Source organism: Streptomyces sp. NBC_01013 (assembly GCF_045162765.1).
Classification (GTDB): domain Bacteria; phylum Actinomycetota; class Actinomycetes; order Streptomycetales; family Streptomycetaceae; genus Streptomyces.
In genome coordinates this window covers 7,518,898-7,536,254 of sequence record NZ_CP108687.1, presented here as the reverse complement: position 1 = coordinate 7,536,254, position 17,357 = coordinate 7,518,898, and the positions used below count along the sequence as shown (strand labels likewise).

Annotated in this window: 15 protein-coding genes; 14 read left to right on the top strand and 1 reads right to left on the bottom strand. The window is 72.1% G+C overall.

Going from position 1 to position 17,357, the window contains the following annotated elements; translation table 11 throughout:
• Positions 1–166: 166 nt before the first annotated feature.
• The 8 genes from OG538_RS32745 to OG538_RS32710 are packed head-to-tail and all read left to right on the top strand — an operon-like array spanning position 167 to position 8,716.
• Positions 167–2,821, top strand: coding sequence for a DUF6531 domain-containing protein (locus OG538_RS32745; RefSeq protein WP_406099132.1), 2,655 nt, complete (start codon positions 167–169; stop codon positions 2,819–2,821).
• Entirely contained in the window at positions 2,814–3,218 is a 405-nt protein-coding gene (locus OG538_RS32740) for an allene oxide cyclase barrel-like domain-containing protein (RefSeq protein ID WP_406099130.1), read from the top strand. The genes OG538_RS32745 and OG538_RS32740 overlap by 8 nt, the downstream gene beginning before the upstream one ends.
• 31 nt (positions 3,219–3,249) lie before the next feature.
• Entirely contained in the window at positions 3,250–4,281 is a 1,032-nt protein-coding gene (locus OG538_RS32735) for a 3-oxoacyl-ACP synthase III family protein (protein ID WP_406099129.1), read from the top strand.
• A 3-nt stretch (positions 4,282–4,284) separates the two neighbouring features.
• Positions 4,285–6,162, top strand: coding sequence for an HAD-IIIC family phosphatase (locus tag OG538_RS32730; protein WP_406099128.1), 1,878 nt, complete (start codon positions 4,285–4,287; stop codon positions 6,160–6,162).
• The gene (locus OG538_RS32725) at positions 6,146–6,373 is read left to right on the top strand and encodes an acyl carrier protein (RefSeq protein WP_406099126.1); all 228 of its coding nucleotides are present in this window, start codon (positions 6,146–6,148) and stop codon (positions 6,371–6,373) included. Before OG538_RS32730 ends, OG538_RS32725 begins: the two co-directional genes overlap by 17 nt.
• Complete coding sequence (locus OG538_RS32720; RefSeq protein ID WP_406099125.1) at positions 6,370–7,137, top strand: 2-oxo acid dehydrogenase subunit E2; 768 nt, start codon at positions 6,370–6,372, stop codon at positions 7,135–7,137. The genes OG538_RS32725 and OG538_RS32720 overlap by 4 nt, the downstream gene beginning before the upstream one ends.
• Entirely contained in the window at positions 7,134–8,219 is a 1,086-nt protein-coding gene (locus OG538_RS32715; RefSeq protein ID WP_406099124.1) for an alpha/beta hydrolase, read from the top strand. The genes OG538_RS32720 and OG538_RS32715 overlap by 4 nt, the downstream gene beginning before the upstream one ends.
• Positions 8,216–8,716, top strand: coding sequence for a flavin reductase family protein (locus OG538_RS32710; protein WP_406099123.1), 501 nt, complete (start codon positions 8,216–8,218; stop codon positions 8,714–8,716). Before OG538_RS32715 ends, OG538_RS32710 begins: the two co-directional genes overlap by 4 nt.
• On the opposite strand, the gene OG538_RS32705 is transcribed toward OG538_RS32710, so the two are convergent.
• Positions 8,706–9,377 (bottom strand): TetR/AcrR family transcriptional regulator, encoded by a 672-nt coding sequence (locus OG538_RS32705; protein ID WP_406099122.1) that lies wholly within the window; start codon positions 9,375–9,377, stop codon positions 8,706–8,708. The genes OG538_RS32710 and OG538_RS32705 overlap by 11 nt on opposite strands.
• Before the next feature lie 79 nt (positions 9,378–9,456).
• Between OG538_RS32705 and OG538_RS32700 the strand changes: the two genes are divergently transcribed.
• The 6 genes from OG538_RS32700 (at position 9,457) to OG538_RS32675 (ending at position 17,302) form a co-directional block, all read left to right on the top strand.
• Complete coding sequence (locus OG538_RS32700; RefSeq protein WP_406099121.1) at positions 9,457–10,941, top strand: DHA2 family efflux MFS transporter permease subunit; 1,485 nt, start codon at positions 9,457–9,459, stop codon at positions 10,939–10,941.
• Positions 10,942–11,048: 107 nt separating this feature from the next.
• Positions 11,049–12,092 (top strand): LLM class flavin-dependent oxidoreductase, encoded by a 1,044-nt coding sequence (locus OG538_RS32695; protein WP_406099120.1) that lies wholly within the window; start codon positions 11,049–11,051, stop codon positions 12,090–12,092.
• A gap of 59 nt (positions 12,093–12,151) precedes the next feature.
• Positions 12,152–13,789: an ABC transporter substrate-binding protein gene (locus OG538_RS32690; RefSeq protein WP_406099119.1), complete on the top strand. Its 1,638-nt coding sequence runs from the start codon at positions 12,152–12,154 to the stop codon at positions 13,787–13,789.
• On the top strand, positions 13,789–14,754 hold the full coding sequence (locus OG538_RS32685; protein WP_406099118.1) for an ABC transporter permease: 966 nt from the start codon (positions 13,789–13,791) through the stop codon (positions 14,752–14,754). Before OG538_RS32690 ends, OG538_RS32685 begins: the two co-directional genes overlap by 1 nt.
• A complete protein-coding gene (locus OG538_RS32680) occupies positions 14,751–15,623 on the top strand; it encodes an ABC transporter permease (protein ID WP_406099117.1) in 873 nt (290 codons plus the stop codon). The genes OG538_RS32685 and OG538_RS32680 overlap by 4 nt, the downstream gene beginning before the upstream one ends.
• A complete protein-coding gene (locus tag OG538_RS32675; RefSeq protein ID WP_406099116.1) occupies positions 15,620–17,302 on the top strand; it encodes a dipeptide ABC transporter ATP-binding protein in 1,683 nt (560 codons plus the stop codon). The genes OG538_RS32680 and OG538_RS32675 overlap by 4 nt, the downstream gene beginning before the upstream one ends.
• The last annotated feature ends 55 nt before the right edge of the window (positions 17,303–17,357 follow it).

Sequence of the window (17,357 nt, the reverse complement as noted above, 5' to 3'; positions counted from 1 at the left end):
GTAGGCGCGGGAGGCGGGATGAATCGTTCTGTAACAGAACCTTCATGGACCGCGCACGGAAGGCGCGGCCGGTGGCCTTAGCAGAGCTTTAGACGCCCCGGGCAGCCTGGCGACCGTCCGAACCCCGCAGATCCGCAGTCCAGTCGGTCCAGCTGAGGAGCCGCTCGTGCCCACGTCCCGTGGCCTGCCCGCCCATCGCGCTGTCCGACGCCTGCCCCTCGGCGACCTCGGCGAGCTGCTGGTGGATCTGCACGAGGGCGAACTGATCGTGCGTCACCTGGACCTGGTCGTCGCCGGGACCGGCCGGCATCTGCGGCTGGTCCGCGAGTACCGCAGTCATTCCCTGGTGGAGCTGGGATTCGGTCCCGGCTGGACGTACGGCGCGGGCCCCGGCTTCCCACCGGACACCGGAAGTGAACCGGTGACGTTCACCGACGCCCGGGGCCGGGTCGTGACCCTCCACCGTGACTCCGAAGGCCTGGTGTCGAAGGTCGTCGATCCGCTGGGGGCCGAGGTGGGGGCGTTCGCCTACGACCGTTCGGGGCGGCTGGAGCGGCACACCGGCGCGGGCGGGGACACCACGGCCTTCCTGTGGGACGCGGACGGGAGGCTGGTCGGCATCACGGATCCGCTCGGCGAGAGCGTGGGGATCGCCTACGACGGGATGTTCGCGGTCTCGGAGCTCTCCTGGAGCGGGCCGGGCGGCCGGGCCCGTATCGCCTTCGAATACGGCCCCGACCGCACGCTCGTCACCGGGCCGACCGGTCTGCGTACCGGATATGCCTTCGACGCGCAGGGGCGGCCGATGGCGGTCGAGGACCCGTCGGGCCACGTCCGCAGCCTCACCCGGGACGCGGACGGGCGTCCGGTCTCGGTCACCGACGCGGCGGGTGCGACGCTCACCCGCACCTTCGACGCGCAGGGACGCCCGACCTCGCTGCGGCTGCCGACCGGCGCCCGCTCCCGGGTCTCGTACACCTCGCGGGACGGCGGGGGCACGCTCACCTCGCTGCGTGATCCGCTGGGCAATGAACTCCTGCTGGAGTACGACGCGTCGGGGCGGCTGGTCCGCAGCCGTACCCCGGGCCGGGGCACGGCCGTGGACACGCGGAGCTACGACCCGGCCCATGGCGGGGTCGCCGAGATCGTCGACGGAAACGGCGCGGTGACCCGGTTCGGCTACGACGAGGCCGGTGACCTGACGACCGTGACCCCGCCCGCCCCGCTCGGCCGCACGGTCTTCGGGTACGACGGACTGTCCCGGATCACGTCGGTGACCAGCGGCGCCGGTGACCGCATCGGTTACCGGCACGATCCGGCCGGGCGGCTGACGGAGGTCACGGACGAGAACGCGGGCAGCACACTCCTCGTGCTCACCCGTGACGCCCTGGGCCGGGTGGTCCGCAAGGCCGGGTCCGGCTGGTCGTACACGTTCGACTGGGTCAGGACGGCGAGCGGCGACCGCCCGGCGGCCTCGGTGCGGACCGGGGAGGGGGGCGCCGCGCCGGAGCGGATCGTTTCGGAGTACGACGCCGAGGGGGCGCTGACCTCGTTCACCACCCCCGGCGGCACCACCCGCTACACCCTGGACGACGCGGGCCGCACCGAGTCCGTCACCACTCCGGCCGGCCGCACGGCCCGGTTCGTCCGTGACGCGGACGGGCGTCCGGTGCGGATCGAACTGGGCGCGGCCGTACAGGAGATCCGGTACGACGCGTCAGGCCGCAGGACCGCGCTGACGGTGCGCGGGCCGGGCGGCGAGACCCTCCTGTCGGCGGAGTACGGCTACAGCTCGGGCAGCGGCGCCGACAGCGATGTGCTGCGCTCCTCAATACTGGACGGTGAGTTCACCGGTTTCGCCTACGACGGGCTCAAGCGCCTCGTGCGTGCCGGTGACGCCGAGTTCGCCTACGACGATGCCCATCATCTGCGCCGGCTCGGGGCGACGGAGTTCACCCTGAACGACGCCGGTCAGGTGGTGCGGTTCGGCGAGACCGCGTTCGCCTACGACGGCGCGGGCAACTTCACCGAGGAGACCGACCCGACCGGCTCGTTCCGCTACAGCGCCACCAACCAGACCCTGACGGGCGTGTTCGGCGGCGTCCAGGTGGTGGACGTGCGCTACGACGGGCTGGGCCAGGAGACTCCTCGGCGCATCACCGAGACCACCGTGGACGGACGCACCGTCGTCCACGAGCTGACCCACTCCCCGCTGGGCGTCGTGCGCGTGACGGACGACGGTGTGCCGGCCGACTTCGTGCGCACCCCCGACGGCACCCTCATCGCCGTGCTCACGGACACGGGCCGCCACTACTGGGTGGCGACCGACCAGCAGGGCTCCGTGCTCGCCCTGATCGACGAGGAAGGCGCCGTCGCCGCCCGCTACCGCTACACCGCCCACGGCGCGGTCACGGCATCGGGCGAGGCGGCGGCGGTGAACCCGTTCCGGTACCGGGGGGCGTACCAGTTGCTGCGCAGCGCACACCTCCTCGATCACCACCTCTACAACGGGTACTGGGGGCGCTTCACCCAGCCCGATCCCACCGGCGCGCAGTACGCCCCCTACTCCTTCTCCGACAACGACCCGGTGAACAGCGGGACATGGACCCGACACGGCTTCTGGACCGTGCTCGCCCACCCGCACCTGCCCGCCGCGGACGTGTTCTTCCCCGCGGCCGGTGCTCCGGCCTCGGCGGCCGACGCCGCGGCCGAGGCCCTCACCGGCCCGGGTGCGCTCCTCGCCACCCCACCCCTGATCGCCTGGGCGCCACCGCCCCGGGATGTCCGAACCCCTTACCGAGAGGAACAGTCAGATGCCTGACCAGATCGTGCTGCGCGTCCCGAGGGAAGTCGTGGTCAAGGTGGTCGACGACGTCGAGGTCGCCGATCCGAGCACCGGCCAGACCGGCACGTTCGACGACGAGCTGTACGACGAGGACGGGAAGCTGATCGGCACGTCACACGGCTCCTTCCGGATCGAGTACGTCCGGCCGGGCGACGGCGGGCTGCTGACCTACTACACCGAGGACATCACCCTCGACGACGGCACCATCCACGCCGAGGGGTGGGCTGACTTCAACGACGTGCGCACCAGCGAGTGGGTGCACTACCCCGCGACCGGGACGAGTGGCCGCTACGAGGGTCTGCGCGGCTTCCGCACCTGGCGCATGACCGGGGTCCGGGCCTCCGCCGAGGCACGGATCCTGCTGTCCGACTGAGTCCGGTCCGAACGAGCGAGGAAGGGCCCTCATGACGGGTCGGGACGTGTACATAAGGTCGGCGGCCTCCGCGCTTCCCGGCCCGCCGCTGGACAACGCCACGCTGGCGGAGCGGTTCGGCATGGACGCGCTGTGGCAGCAGTGGGTGGATGTCTTCATCGGGACGGCATCGCGCCACCTGGCCCTGGATCTGGACTCGGGGAAGCTCACCGCTTCGCTGGCGGATCTGGTGGAGGAGGCGGGCCGCACCGCACTGGACCGGGCCGGCCTGGCCCCGGGGCAGGTGGACGCGGTGGTGCTGGGCACCGCGACACCGGACCGGCTGATGCCGGCGACGGTCAATGTGGTCGCGGACCGGCTGGGCATCGACGGCGTACGGAGCTTCCAGCTCCAGTCGGGGTGTTCCGGAGCGGTCCAGGCGCTCGACGTGGCCCAGCAGCTGCTGCGCGCCGGGAGCGCCCGTACAGTGCTCGTCCTCGGGGGCGACGTGATCGCCCGGTTCTACGACCTGGACACCGACCTGCGCACCACGGCCCCCGCCGAGCTGGTCAACTACGTCCTGTTCGGGGACGCGGCCGGCGCCGCGGTCCTCTCCACCGAGCCGGGGCCCGGCGCCGTGTCCGTACGTGCGCTGTTCACCCGTCTGGTGGGCCTCGGCAGGGAGCCCGGCGCGGTCCTCGAATGGTTCGGCCCCGCCGACCGGGACAGCGACCGGCCGGCGGCCACCGAGGACTACAAGGCCATCGAGAAGCACGTGCCGGTCATGGCCGGGGAGGTGCTGGACGAACTGCTGGACGGCCTGGGCTGGGCCCGCGAGGACGTGGATCTGCTGCTCCCTCCGCAGCTCTCCGGCCGGATGACCCGGCTGATCACCAAAGGGCTCGGCCTGCCGGACGCCGAGGCCGTCTCCTGCGTCGACGACGCGGGCAACTGCGGCAACGCCATCGTCTTCCTCCAGCTGGAGCGGGCACTCGGCCGGCTGGCCGGCGGGCGACGGGCGGTGGGCATCTCCATCGAGTCCAGCAAGTGGCTCAAGGCGGGCTTCGCCCTGGAAGGGAACTGACCCGTGACCGACACGACCGCGGACCTGCTGCGGGAGATCACGGCCGAGGACTACCCCGCCGTACGCGAGCTGGTGGCCGACTTGTCCGGGGACGCGCTCGTCCGGGCGGGCCGGACCCTGGCCCGGCTGGATCCCGGCAAGGTGCTCGCCGCACACCCCGGCACCCCCGCGCCGCTGATCGCCGTGACCGGGCACGGCACCCTTTCCGTCCTGGTACCCGCTCTCACCGGCGAACTGGCACGGCACGGGCTCCTGGCGCGGGTGCGGCTCTCCGACTTCGACAGCTGGGTCTTCGACCTCGCGGACCCGGGGAGCGAGCTCTACGCGGCCGGCCCCTCGATCGTGCTCTGCGTCCTCGACCCGGCCCTGGTGGCCGACGAACTGCCGTTGCCCTGGCGGGTGGAGGACGTGGAACGGGTCCTGAACGAGAAGACCGCGCTGGTCGAGCGGGCCGCCGAGGTCTTCGCGGCGACGGCCCGGGGCGCCACGCTCGTCCTCAACACGCTTCCTCTGCCGCGCTCACTGACCGCACAGCTCGTCGACCTCGGCTCGCGGGCCCGGCTAGGGGCCGTGTGGCGGGAGGCCAACGCCCGTCTGCTGCACCTGGTGGAGACCCGGCCCGAGGTGGTGACCGTGGATCTCGACCCGCTGCTCGCGGAGGGGATCGCCGCCCACGACGTGCGGCAGAGCGTGTACGCCAAGGCGCACCTGTCCGACGCGCTGCTGGCCGGCTACGCCCGCGAGGTCGGGCATCTGGCGCGCCGGTCGGCGGGCGGTGCGAAGAAGGTGCTCGCCCTGGATCTGGACGACACCGTGTGGGGTGGTGTGCTCGGGGAGGCGGGGCCCGAGGGGATCGAGGTGGCGGGCAGCTATCGCGGGGAGGCGTTCCGGCGCTTCCAGTCGGTGGCAAAGCAACTGGGCTCCCAGGGGGTGCTGCTGGCGGCGGTCAGCAAGAACGAACTGGAGCCGGTCGTGAAGACCTTGCGCGAGCACCCCGAACTGACCTTGCGCGAGCAGGACTTCGTACAGGTGCGGGCCAACTGGCGTCCGAAGCACGACAACCTCGCCGAGCTGGCGGCCGACCTCAACCTGGGCACGGACAGCTTCGTCTTCGTCGACGACAGCGCCTTCGAGTGCGGCCTCGTCCGCCGCGAGCTGCCCGGCGTCTCGGTGCTCCAAGTGGGCCGGGAGCCCGCACTCCATGTCGAACGTCTGCTGCGGGACGGCTGGTTCGATGTGCGCGCCCTCACCGCGGAGGACCGGGCCCGCCCCGCCCTCTATCGCGAGGAACGGGCGCGGAAGGACTTCCTGCACACCTTCGATTCGCTCGACGGCTATCTGCGGGAGCTGGACATCTCCGTGACGCTCGCGCCCGTGGACGCGGCCGGTCTCGACCGGGTCTCCCAGCTCACGCTGCGGACCAATCAGTTCAACCTCACCGCGCGGAGGCTCCACCCCGCCGAGGTGCGGGCGCTGGACGACGATCCGTCGGCACAGGTGCTCGCGATCCACTCCGCCGACCGGTTCGGGGACAACGGACTGGTCGGCGCGGTGTTGCTGCGGCGCGACGCCGGGGAGCTGCACATCGAGAACTTCCTGCTGAGCTGCCGGGTCTTCTCGCGCGGCATCGAGCAGGCCGTGCTCAACGCCCTACTGGAGCACGCCTTCGACAGCGGTGCCACCGAGGTGCGGGCCGCGTATGCGCGGACCGCCCGCAACGGAAAGGTGGCGGACTTCTATCCGCGGGCGGGGTTCGAGACGGTGCGCGCCGACGATGCCTCGGCCGATTTCCGGCTCACGACCCGGCCGCCCGCCGCCGCCGTCGATCACATCCGTCTGACCGCGCGTTTCGAAGGGACCTCCCGTGAAGACCGTCGATGACTTCGTCACGCTGCTGCGCGACGAACTCGCCCTGCCCGTCACCGTCGACGACCTCGGACGCGGGCTGGACACCGTGGAGTCCTGGGACTCGGTGCACCTGCTGGCGCTGTGCACGGTCCTGGAGCGCGAGACCGGGCGTTCGCTCCCGCTGGCCGACGTCCTGGAGGCGGCCAGTCTGAAGGACGTGTATCTGCTGGCGGTGGCTCCGTGACCGCCGCCGAAGCCGGTGAGCCGCTGCCCCGCCAGCGGCGGCACACCCTGTTCTTCCTGGAGGTGATCCGGGACTTCTCCCCCGTGTTCCTCGACACCGAGGTCGACATGAGCGGGGTGCTCGCCCACCGCGCGTCTGCCATGGAGAGCGAGGGGGTGCGCTATGCGACGACCACCTATGTGCTGCGGGCCGCGGGCCGGGTGCTGGCCAAGCACCCGGACGCCAACGCGGCGGTGCGGGGCGGGCCCCGCCGGCTGAGGATCGCGCACTATCCGTTCGTCAACGGCAAGGTCGCCCTGGACCGCACCCTGGACGGGCGCCGGGTGGTGCTCGGCACGATCGTGCCCGATGTCCATGAGGCCGAACTGCCCGCCATTCAGGAGCACCTGGCCCACGTCAGGGACGGCGACCCGCAGACGCTGCCCGAGTTCGAAGGGGTGCGGAAGCTGCACCGGGCCCCCTGGGCCGAAGGCCGCAAGATCTTCCGCGGCGCCGCGGACTCGCTCGCCCTGCGGCCCCATCTCAACGGCACCTTCGCGGTCACCTCGCTGGGCCACCGCGCGGTCGACTCCTTCCACTCAGTGGGCGGCACCACGACCACGTTCGGAGTGGGCAGGGTGCTGGAGCGGCCCGTCGTACGGGAGGGGCGAATCGTGGTGGCTCCGGTGCTGCGGCTCAGTCTCGCCTTCGACCACCGGGTCATCGACGGGGCCGAGGCGGCGGACGTACTGACCGAGGTCAAGGAGGCGCTGGAGAGCGTATGAACGACATCGCGGAACTGAAGAACTTCGTCGTGGCCCACACCCGTTCGCAGGGGCTGCCGCCCGAGCACTATGATCCGCTGCTCGCGCGGATCGGTGACGACGAGAACGGCACCCCGGGGTCCTGGGTGCACGAGTGGAGCGCCGAGGGTGCACGGCTGGAGGCCGAGGGCAAGCCGCTGGACGCCTGTGTGCACTACAACATGGCGCGGTTCCCCTTCGTGGACGGCTCGGCGCGCCAGGAGGCGCTGGAGCGCTGCACCGATTCCTTCGACATCTGGAGGTCGGGTTTCCCGGCCGTGCAGCGGCTGGATGTCGCTCTGGCCGGCGGCCGCATCCGCTGCTGGACGGCGGGGCTGGACGCGTCCGACCCCAAGCCGCTGCTGGTGATGACCGGGGGCATCGTCTCCGTCAAGGAGCAGTGGGCGCCGGTGCTGCTCCAGCTCGGAGCGCTGGGCTTCGCCGGGGTGGTCACCGAGATGCCGGGCGTGGGCGAGAACTCCCTGCTGTACGGGGCCGACAGCTGGCAGATGTTCTCCGCCGTCCTGGACGCGGTCGGCGACCGGGCCGACACCTCCCGTACGTACGCGCTGGCGTTGAGCTTCAGCGGGCACCTGGCGCTGCGCGCCGCGCTGCACGACTCGCGGATCAGCGGCGTCGTCGGCGCGGGGGCGCCGCTGCACGACTTCTTCACCGACGCGGAGTGGCAGCGCACGGTGCCCAGGGTCACCACGGACACGCTGGCCCATCTCACCCGGACGAAGCCCGACGAGGTCTACGGACTGATCCGGGACTGGGCGCTGTCACCCGCGGAACTGGCGGCCCTTCGGATACCGGTGGCGCATGTGACGAGCCTGCGGGACGAGATCATTCCGCCGGGTGACGCCCGGCTGCTGCGGGAGCGGGTGCGCGGGGTGCGGCTGCTGGCGCACGACGATGTGCACGGGTCGCCGCTGCACTTCGCCCAGACCCGGCTGTGGACGCTGCTCTCGGTGCTCCGGATGCGCGGCGGGTACGGCGACCAACGGGCGGTGCTCACCAGGGAGTTCGCACGTCTGCGGTACGGCGGGAGGAAGGGGGCATGACCGGGGCGAGAGCCCTCGATGGCGGGACCCGATGTCTGCGCAATGTGCTCGGACGGTTCGCGACGGGAGTGGTCGCCGTCGCTTCGGAGGATCCGGTGACCGGGAGCCGGTCGGGACTCGCGGCGAACTCCTTCTGCTCGGTCTCCCTCGATCCACCGCTGGTCTCGTTCTGTGTCGCGGACACCAGCACCAGTTGGCCGCGCATCCGCGCCGGCGGGCTGTTGGGGATCAGCATCCTGGGGGTCGGGCAGCGGGAGGCCGCGTCCCGGCTGGCGGTGACCGGCGGCGACAAGTTCCACGGCATGCCGTGGGGCTCCTCGCCGGACGGGGCGCCGGTCCTGGAGGGGGCGCTGGCCTGGCTGGAGTGCTCGGTCGAGGCCGAGCACCCGGCGGGCGACCATGTGATCGTCGTCGCCCGGGTGCACCGGCTCGACGCGGTGGAGGACGGAGATCCGCTCCTGTTCTTCCGGGGCTCGTACGGGCGGCTCAGCCGCTGACGCCGCCCGGTTCCGTGCCGAAGGCGCGCAGGAAGGTGTCGACGCCGGCGGTGACGACCTTCGCGACGTCCGCCGGGTCGAGGGGCCGGGTGCCCAGTGCGCTCATCCCCGGCAGTTCCTCGTAGACCAGCGCGATGAACTGGTTCGCCGCCCTGACCGGGTCCTCGACGCGCAGATGCCCGGCGTTCGCGAGGCGCGCGAGCCGGCCCGCGAGCGCCTCGGTGAACTGGTTGGGCCCGCTGGCCCGCACCGCGTCGAAGAGGTCCGGGAAGCGTACGGCCTCCGCGTACAGCAGCCGACGCACGGACTCGGACTGCTCGTCGCAGTAGCAGTCGACGAGCTTCGTGGCGAGGTCCTCCAGGCCCGGACGCAGCTCCGCCGGATCGGTCGGGAAGGCGGTGAGGACGTCGAGGGTCTTGGCGTTGGACCGGGCGGCGGTCTCCGTCATCACATGCCGGAACAGCTTCTCCTTCGACCCCAGGTGGTTGTAGATCGTCGGCTTGGACACCCCGGCCTCGGCGGCGATCACATCCAGGCTCGCCTGTGCGTATCCGACCTGCGCGAAGACCCGCAGGGCGGCCTCGACGATCGCCCGGCGCTTGTCCAGCCGCCCTCGGTCCACCGGGCCACCGGCCGTCTGTTCGTTCTCGCCAACGCTCATAGAGCCATGCTACCGTGCCAGCCACAGAATTTAACTACCCAGTAAAATTTTCTGGGTGCAGTGGTTAAAAGGAGTTGCCGTGTCTGAAACAAAGGCGGCGGGGAGCGGGCCTGCCCGGCTCGATGCCGCTCTGCTCACGCTCGTCGGCGTCATGGTGCTCGGCGGGATGATGTCCTACCTGGACGCGACGATCGTCAACGTCGGAATCAGCACGCTGGGCGGCGAGTTCCACGCCACGCTGGCCACCATCGAGTGGGTCACCACCGGTTATCTGCTCGCGGTCGCCCTGGCGATTCCGCTGGCCGGCTGGGCCGTGGTCCGGTTCGGCGCCAAGCGCATGTGGCTGCTGGGCCTCTCGGTCTTCCTGATCGGCTCGACGCTCTGCGCCTTCGCCTGGAACGCGGAGAGTCTGATCGCCTTCCGCATCGTCCAGGGGTTCGGCGGCGGCATGGTCGACCCGATCATGATGACCGTCGTCGCGGGCGCCGCGGGGCCCGCGAGGATCGGCCGGGTCATGGGCCTGGTCTCCGTGCCCATCACGCTCGGTCCGGTGGTCGGCCCCATCATCGGCGGGCTGCTGCTGGACAACTTCTCCTGGCAGTGGATGTTCCTGGTCAACATCCCCTTCGCGCTCGCCGCCATCGTCCTGGCGATCCGGGTCCTGCCGGCCGACCCGCCGCCGAGCGGCGACCCCGTGCCGTTCGACGGCCTGGGTGTCGCGCTGCTCTCCCCCGGCTTCGCCGCGCTCGTCTACGCCCTGTCCCAGGCCGGCGGCGACGGCTTCGGCAGCACCGAGGTGATCATCGGTCTTGCCGTCGGTGTCGCCCTGTTCGTGGCGTACGCCGTGCACGCGCTGCGCACGACCGCCACTCCGCTGCTCGATCTGCGGCTGTTCAGCAGCAAGGGCTTCAGCGCCAGCGTGACCACCATGTTCCTGCTCGGCGGCGGGCTCTTCTCGCTCCTGTTCCTGCTGCCGCTGTACTACCAGCAGGTCCACGGCCACAGCGTCCTGGAATCCGGGCTGCTGCTCGCCCCGCTGGGCCTCGGCACCCTGATCGGCATGCCGATCGCGGGCAACCTCGCGGACAAGGTCGGCGCCCGCCGGCTGGTGCCCACCGGCGCCCTGCTCATCGGGCTCGGCGCCCTGGTCTTCACCGGCTCCGATTCCGGCACCTCGCAGGTCGCTCTCACCGCCGCCCAGTTCGCCGCCGGCTTCGGCATGGGTCTCGTGGGCGCGCCCACGATGGGCTCGGTCTACAAGACGGTGCCGGGCGAGGCGGTCGCGGGCGCCACCGGTGCGGTCTTCATCCTCAACCAGATCGGTGCCTCGCTCGGCATCGCGGTGGTGGCGCTGATCCTCCAGGGGGGCGGGTCCCACGCGGCACCCACCGCAGACTCCTTCGGCAATGCCTTCTGGTGGCCGGTCGCCGCGGCCGTCGTGGTCTTCGCCGCGGGTCTTCTCCTGCCGGGCAGGCCCGAGCCGCAACCGGCCACGGACGAGGCAGCGGACGCGACGCCGGCGGGGGCGTCCGCGGCTGCGGAGCCGGCCGCCGGCCACTCCTGAGCCTCCGTCCCGGCACGGGGCAGCCACCGCACCTCCCGTACGCGCATGTCCGTCCAGCCCGCGCCGCCGGACCCCCGTCCGGCGGCGCGCTCCTCCCGGAGGTCTCCATGAGCCGACCCCTCGGCATTCCCCTGTCCGTTCTCGACGTGGTGCCCGTCTTCGAGGGCGGCTCCGCGACCCAGGCCCTGCGCGACACCGTCGCCCTGGCTCCGCGCGTCGAGGAACTCGGCTATCTGCGCTACTGGGTGGCCGAGCACCACAGCACCCCCAGCCTCGCCACCTCGGCGCCCGCCATCCTCGCCGGACGCCTGGCCGCTGCCACGACCACCCTGCGGGTCGGCTCCGGCGGCGTGCTCCTGCCCAACCACGCCCCCCTGGTGGTCGCCGAGCAGTTCGGCACCCTGGAGGCACTCCACCCCGGCCGCGTCGACCTGGGTCTGGGCCGCGCCCCCGGTACCGACCCGCACACCGCCCGAGCCCTGCGCCGGGCGCCGGAGCGAGGCGGGGACGACTTCCTGCACCAGGTCACGGAGCTGAGCGGCTACTTCGCGCCCGGCGACCCCTCCTCCCCCATCACCGCCGTGCCCGCCGCCGACGGCAGGCCCGACCTGTGGATGCTCGGCTCCAGCCCTGCCAGCGCCGAGCTCGCCGGAGCGCTGGGGCTGCCTTACGCCTTCGCCCACCAGATCAACCCGCACGCCACGGCCTACGCGCTGGACCGCTACCGCGAGGCCTTCCGTCCCTCGCCCCATCTGGACCGGCCGCGCACCCTGATCTCCGCGCTGACCACCGTCGCCGACACGGACCGGGCCGCCCGCGAGGTCGCCGCGCCCTACCTTCTCGGCAAGATAGAGATGCGTACCGTACGGCGATTCGACGCGTTCCCGTCCGCGCGGACCGCGGCCCGCTACGCGTACTCCGAGGCCGAGCTGCAGTTCCTGGAGGAACTGGCGGAGCGCCAGCTGATCGGCGCCCCGGCCACCGTGCGCGACAAGCTGGCCGACCTGGTGGCGCGCACCGGGGCCGACGAGCTGATGGCCCTGACCGTCGTCCCGGACCAGGCGGAGCGGCTGCGCTCGTTCGAACTGCTGGCGCAGGCGGCCCGGGAGGTGCGTCCCGGCTCCCCCGAGGACGTTTCAGCCCGGCTTTAGACGTACTCGCGACAGTACGTCAGGCCCCTCACCTCGTTTCCATGTCCCGGAGTCCCCATATGCACCCGCGCCGTACACCTCGCAGAGCCGTTCTGCTGTCCGTCCTGCTGCTAGCCGCCTCCACCGCGTGCAGCTCCGACGACGGCTCCGCCCCCACCGCGCAGGCGAAACCCCGGTCCGGCGGCAGCCTCACCTACGCGGCGCAGCAGGAGCCGGACTGCTGGGACCCGCACACCAGTGCGCAGGACGTGACCGCCTTCGTCCAGCGGCCGGTCTTCGACTCGCTCGTCTACCAGACCCCGGACGGTGAGCTGGAGCCGTGGCTCGCGAAGTCGTGGAAGACCTCGCAGGGGGGCCGGACGTACACCTTCGACCTGCGCGAGGACGTCACCTTCCACGACGGCAAGCACCTGGACGCTGCGGCGGTGAAAGCCAACTTCGACCACATCACCGCCAAGGCGACCCAGTCGCAGTACGCGGCCGGTCTGCTCGGTCCCTACTCCGGCACCGCCGTGAAGGGGAAGTACAGGGTCGAGGTCCACTTCAGCCGCCCGTACGCACCCTTCCTCCAGGCGGCGAGCACCACCTATCTGGGGATAGCGTCGCCCGCCTCGCTGAAAGCGGGGGCCGACAAGCTCTGCTCGGGTACGGACTCCGTCGGCTCCGGCCCGTTCAAGGCCGCCGCCTACACCCGGGGCCAGAAGCGCGGCTACACGAAGAACGCCGCGTACGCATGGGCGCCGAAGGGCGCCGGTCACAGCGGCCCCGCCCGCCTGGACTCCTTCACCGTCCGCTTCATCACCGAGGACGCCACCCGGGTGGGGGCGCTGACCTCGGGGCAGGTCGACGCGGCGGCCGCGGTCCCCGCCAACCAGATCGCGGCGGTACGCAGGAACCCGCGGCTGAGCGTCGCCGGCAAGGACGTCCCGGGGGCGGTCGACACGTTCTACCTCAACACCAGGAGCCCGCTGTTCTCGGACGCCCGGGTGCGCAAGGCGTTCCAGCGGTCCATCGATCTGGACGCCCTGGTGAAGTCGGTGTTCCAGGGCACCGGCACCCGGGCCTGGAGCACCCTGTCCCCCGCCACCCCGCACAGCTACGACTCCGCGCTGGAGAAGAGCTGGCCCTACGACCGGGCGCTCGCCGGCCGGCTGCTGGACCAGGCGGGTTGGACGGGCCGTGACTCCGAGGGCTACCGGACGAAGAACGGCAAGCGGCTCACCGTGGTCGCCCCGGTCTACGGCACGGCCTCAGTGTTCTCCCAGGCCGTGCAGGGTGATCTCAAGAAGGCCGGGATCCATCTGGACCTCGCCGCCTCCACCGACGCCACCGCGGTCTCCGCCCAGCTGGACGAGGGCCGCTACGACGTGGTCGAGACCTCCTGGGCACGCGGCGACGGCGACATCCTCAGCAGCTTCTTCCTCTCCACCGAGTCGTCCGAGGGCGGCGGGCACAACTTCGCGAAGGTCGCCGACCCGCAGGTCGACAGCTGGCTTAAGAAGGCCCAGGGCGCCTCGGCCCCGGACCGGCGCGCCGAGTACTACGCGCAGGTGCAGAAGTGGACGATCGAGCGGGCCGCGGTGGTCCCCGCCTACGTCCAGAAGGCGTCGGTCGGTGTGAACAAGAAGGTGCACGGGCTGCGGCTCTCCCTGTCGGCGTGGCCCGAGTTCTACGGCGCCTGGGTCGAGGCCGGCTGATGACGGTCCCGCACATACCCGCCGCGATCCGGGCCGTCACGGCCCGGGTCGGGGCGGCCGTCCTCGTTGTCTGGGGGGCCGCCACCTGCGCCTTCCTGGCGCTGCAGCTCATCCCCGGCGATCCGGTCAGCGCGATCGTCGGGTCGAACGCGCTGGTCGGCGCGGAGCAGCGCGAGGAGATACGTCACCACTACGGGCTGGACCGGCCTCTGGCCGTCCAGTACGGCTCGTATCTGAGGAAACTGGTCTCGGGCGAGCTGGGTGACTCCTACCAGTTGCAGCAGTCGGTCTCCTCATTGCTCGCCGACCAGATCGGGGCGACCGCCCAACTCGCCCTGTGGTCCTCGCTCGTGGCCGTGGTGCTGGCCACCGCGGTGACCGTGCTGACCTCCGGACGCTCCCGGTGGCCGCGCCGGGTGTCTACGGCGGTGGAGCTGATCGTGGTGTCCACGCCGTCGTTCTGGCTCGGCATCATGCTGCTGACGGTCTTCTCGTTCCGGCTGGGGTGGCTGCCGGTCTCCGACAGCGGCGACGCCCGCTCGCTGGTCCTTCCGGTGATCACGCTGGCGCTGCCGATCGCGGCGGTGCTCACGCAGGTGATGCGGGAGGGGCTGCTGGGCGCGCTGGAGCAGCCGTTCAGTCTCACCGCACGGTCGCGGGGGCTCGCCGAGCACACCGTGCGCTCGCGCCACGCGCTGCGCCATGCGGCGCTGCCGGCGCTCACCCTCACCGGCTGGTTCACCGGAACCCTGCTCGGCGGGGCCGTGGTGGTGGAGAACGTGTTCGCGCGCTCGGGCATCGGACGGATCACCCTGCAGGCCGTGAGCGATCGCGATCTGCCCGTGGTGCAGGGCGTGGTGGCGCTGTCTGCCGTGGTGTTCGTGCTGGTCGGCGCGGTGGTGGAAGTGCTGTACGCGGTCGTGGATCCCCGGCTGCGCAAGGGAACGGGGGTGGCCGCCGCATGAGCGTGGAACAGGCCGTACGGGCCGGGGCACCGGTCGCGGCGCTCGGCAGGGTCCGCAGGGGCCGGGTGCGGCCGGGAGTGCTGGCCGCCGCCGTGCTGCTGGGGCTCATCCTGCTGGCCGCGCTGGCGCCCTCGCTGCTGGCGGGCGGCAGTCCGACGGACACCGACCCGGTGCACGCGCTGCAACCGCCGGGCGGGGCGCACTGGTTCGGTACGGATCAGCTGGGCCGTGACGTCTTCGCCCGGGTGGTGCACGGCACCCGTTATTCGCTGGCCATCGGGGCGGCGGCGACGGGCGCCGGAGTCGGGCTCGCGGTGGTGTGGGGGCTGGCCGCCGCACTGTCCGGCCGGTTCGGCGACGCGGTGCTGATGCGCGCGGCCGACGCGCTGCTGGCGCTGCCGGGGCTGCTGCTGGCCCTGATGGTGGTCCTCATCGCGGGCAAGGGGGTGCTGGGCACCACGATCGCCGTCGCGGTCGGGACCGCACCCGGGTTCGCCCGGGTGGTACGGGCCCAGGCGCTGGTGGTCAGACGGTCCGGCTATGTCGAGTCCGCGGTGGCGCTGGGCGTGCCGCGTCCGCTGATCGTGCTGCGCCATGTGCTGCCCAACACGCTGGGGCCGCTCCTGGTCCTGGCGACCGTCACGCTCGGCGCGTCCATCTCGACCGGGGCGGCGCTGAGTTATCTGGGGCTCGGCGCCCAGCCGCCGACCCCCGAGTGGGGCGCGATGCTCACGGAGGGCCAGGGGTTCCTCGACCAGGCCTGGTGGATCGCGCTCTTCCCGGGCCTGCTGCTGGTCGGCACGGTTCTCGCGGTCACCGTCGTGGGCCGCCACGCACAGGCACGAGCCGAAGGACGGGCCGCCTCATGACCACCGCATCGTCCCGGGGTACGGCCCCGGGCCTCTCGGAAGCGCCGGGTGAGGTACCCGCCCGGCCGGCAGCCCCACTTCTCGATGTCGCCGGGCTGAACATACGGTTCGGCACCGGTCCCGGTCAGGTGCACGCTGTGCGGGACGCCTCGTTCTCCCTCGCCGGGGGGCGGTGCCTCGCGATCGTCGGGGAGTCGGGCTCGGGCAAGAGCGCGCTGGCCCGCAGTCTGCTCGGGCTCGCCGGGCCGACCGCCGAGGTGGCGGCGGACCGGCTGCGGATCGCGGGCCGGGAGGCCCGGGAGTTCGGCCCCCGCCAGTGGCGGGCGGTCCGGGGCCGGCGTGTCGGTCTGGTCGCTCAGGACGCGCTCGTCGCCCTGGACCCCTTGCGGCCCGTAGGCAGGGAGATCGCCGAACCGCTGCTGACGCACGGGATCGTGCCCCGCAGGGAGGCCGGGGCGCGCGTCCTCGCCCTGTTGGAGCGGGTCGGTGTGCCCGAACCGGCCGAACGGGCCCGGGCCCATGTCCATCAGCTGTCGGGCGGGCTGCGGCAGCGGGCCCTGATCGCCTCCGCGATCGCGGCCGAGCCCGGCGTCCTGATCGCGGACGAGCCGACGACCGCGCTGGACGCATCGGTGCAGTCGCGGATCCTCGCGCTCCTCGGCGAGCTCAAGGAGGGCGGCACCGGACTCCTGCTGATCAGCCACGATCTGGCCGTCGTGGAGGCGCTGGCCGACGAGGTCGCCGTGATGAAGGACGGCCGGATCGTCGAGTCGGGACCGGTCGCCGGCGTGCTTGAGACACCGGAACACCCTTACACCAAGGCCCTGTTGGCGGCCATCCCCGGCAGCAGTCCCCGGGTGGCCCGTGCGGCGGCGGTGGACCCGGCCGGTACCGAGCCCCTCCTTGAGGTCGCCGGTGCCACCAAGGCGTTCAAGGGGGTGCGCGGCAGCCGGCGGACGGCGGTGGACGACGTGTCCTTCGAGCTGCGGCCGGGCGAGACGCTCGGCCTGGTCGGCGAGTCCGGCTCCGGAAAGTCCACCCTGGCCCGCATGGTCCTCGGCCTGGTGGCCCCGGACAGCGGCGCGGTGCGGCTGGCCGGAACCCCGTGGAGCACCCTGCGGGAGCGCGAACGCAGGCAGTCGCGGCACACCCTGCAACTCGTGCCGCAGGACCCGCTCAGCGCCTTCGACCCGCGCTGGAGCGTCGCCCGGATCGTGGGAGAGGCCCTGGCGACGGCCGGGGTCGGGCGCGGCGAGCGGGAGGCCCGCACCGTACAGCTGCTTGAGCAGGTCGGCCTGTCCGCGCAGCACCTGCAGCGCCGGCCGTCGGCGCTGTCCGGTGGCCAACGCCAGCGGGTCGCCATCGCGCGCGCCCTGGCCCCCTCGCCCCGGCTGCTGGTGTGCGACGAGCCGGTCTCGGCGCTCGATGTGTCCGTTCAGGCTCAAGTGCTGGATCTGCTGGGGCAGTTGCAGGCGGACCTGGGCCTGGCGACGCTCTTCATCTCGCACGACCTCGCGGTCGTCCGGGAGATCTGCGCGCGGGTGCTGGTGATGAAGGACGGCCGGATCGTGGAGTCCGGGCCCGTGGAGGAGGTGTTCGCCAGGCCCGCGCATCCGTACACCCGATCCCTGCTGGAGGCGGTTCCACGGCGTGCGCGCAGCGCACAAGAGCGGCTTTAGAACCGGCCAACACGCGACTGCGAGCCTCGACGGGCCAGTTTCGGACAAGTCGGAG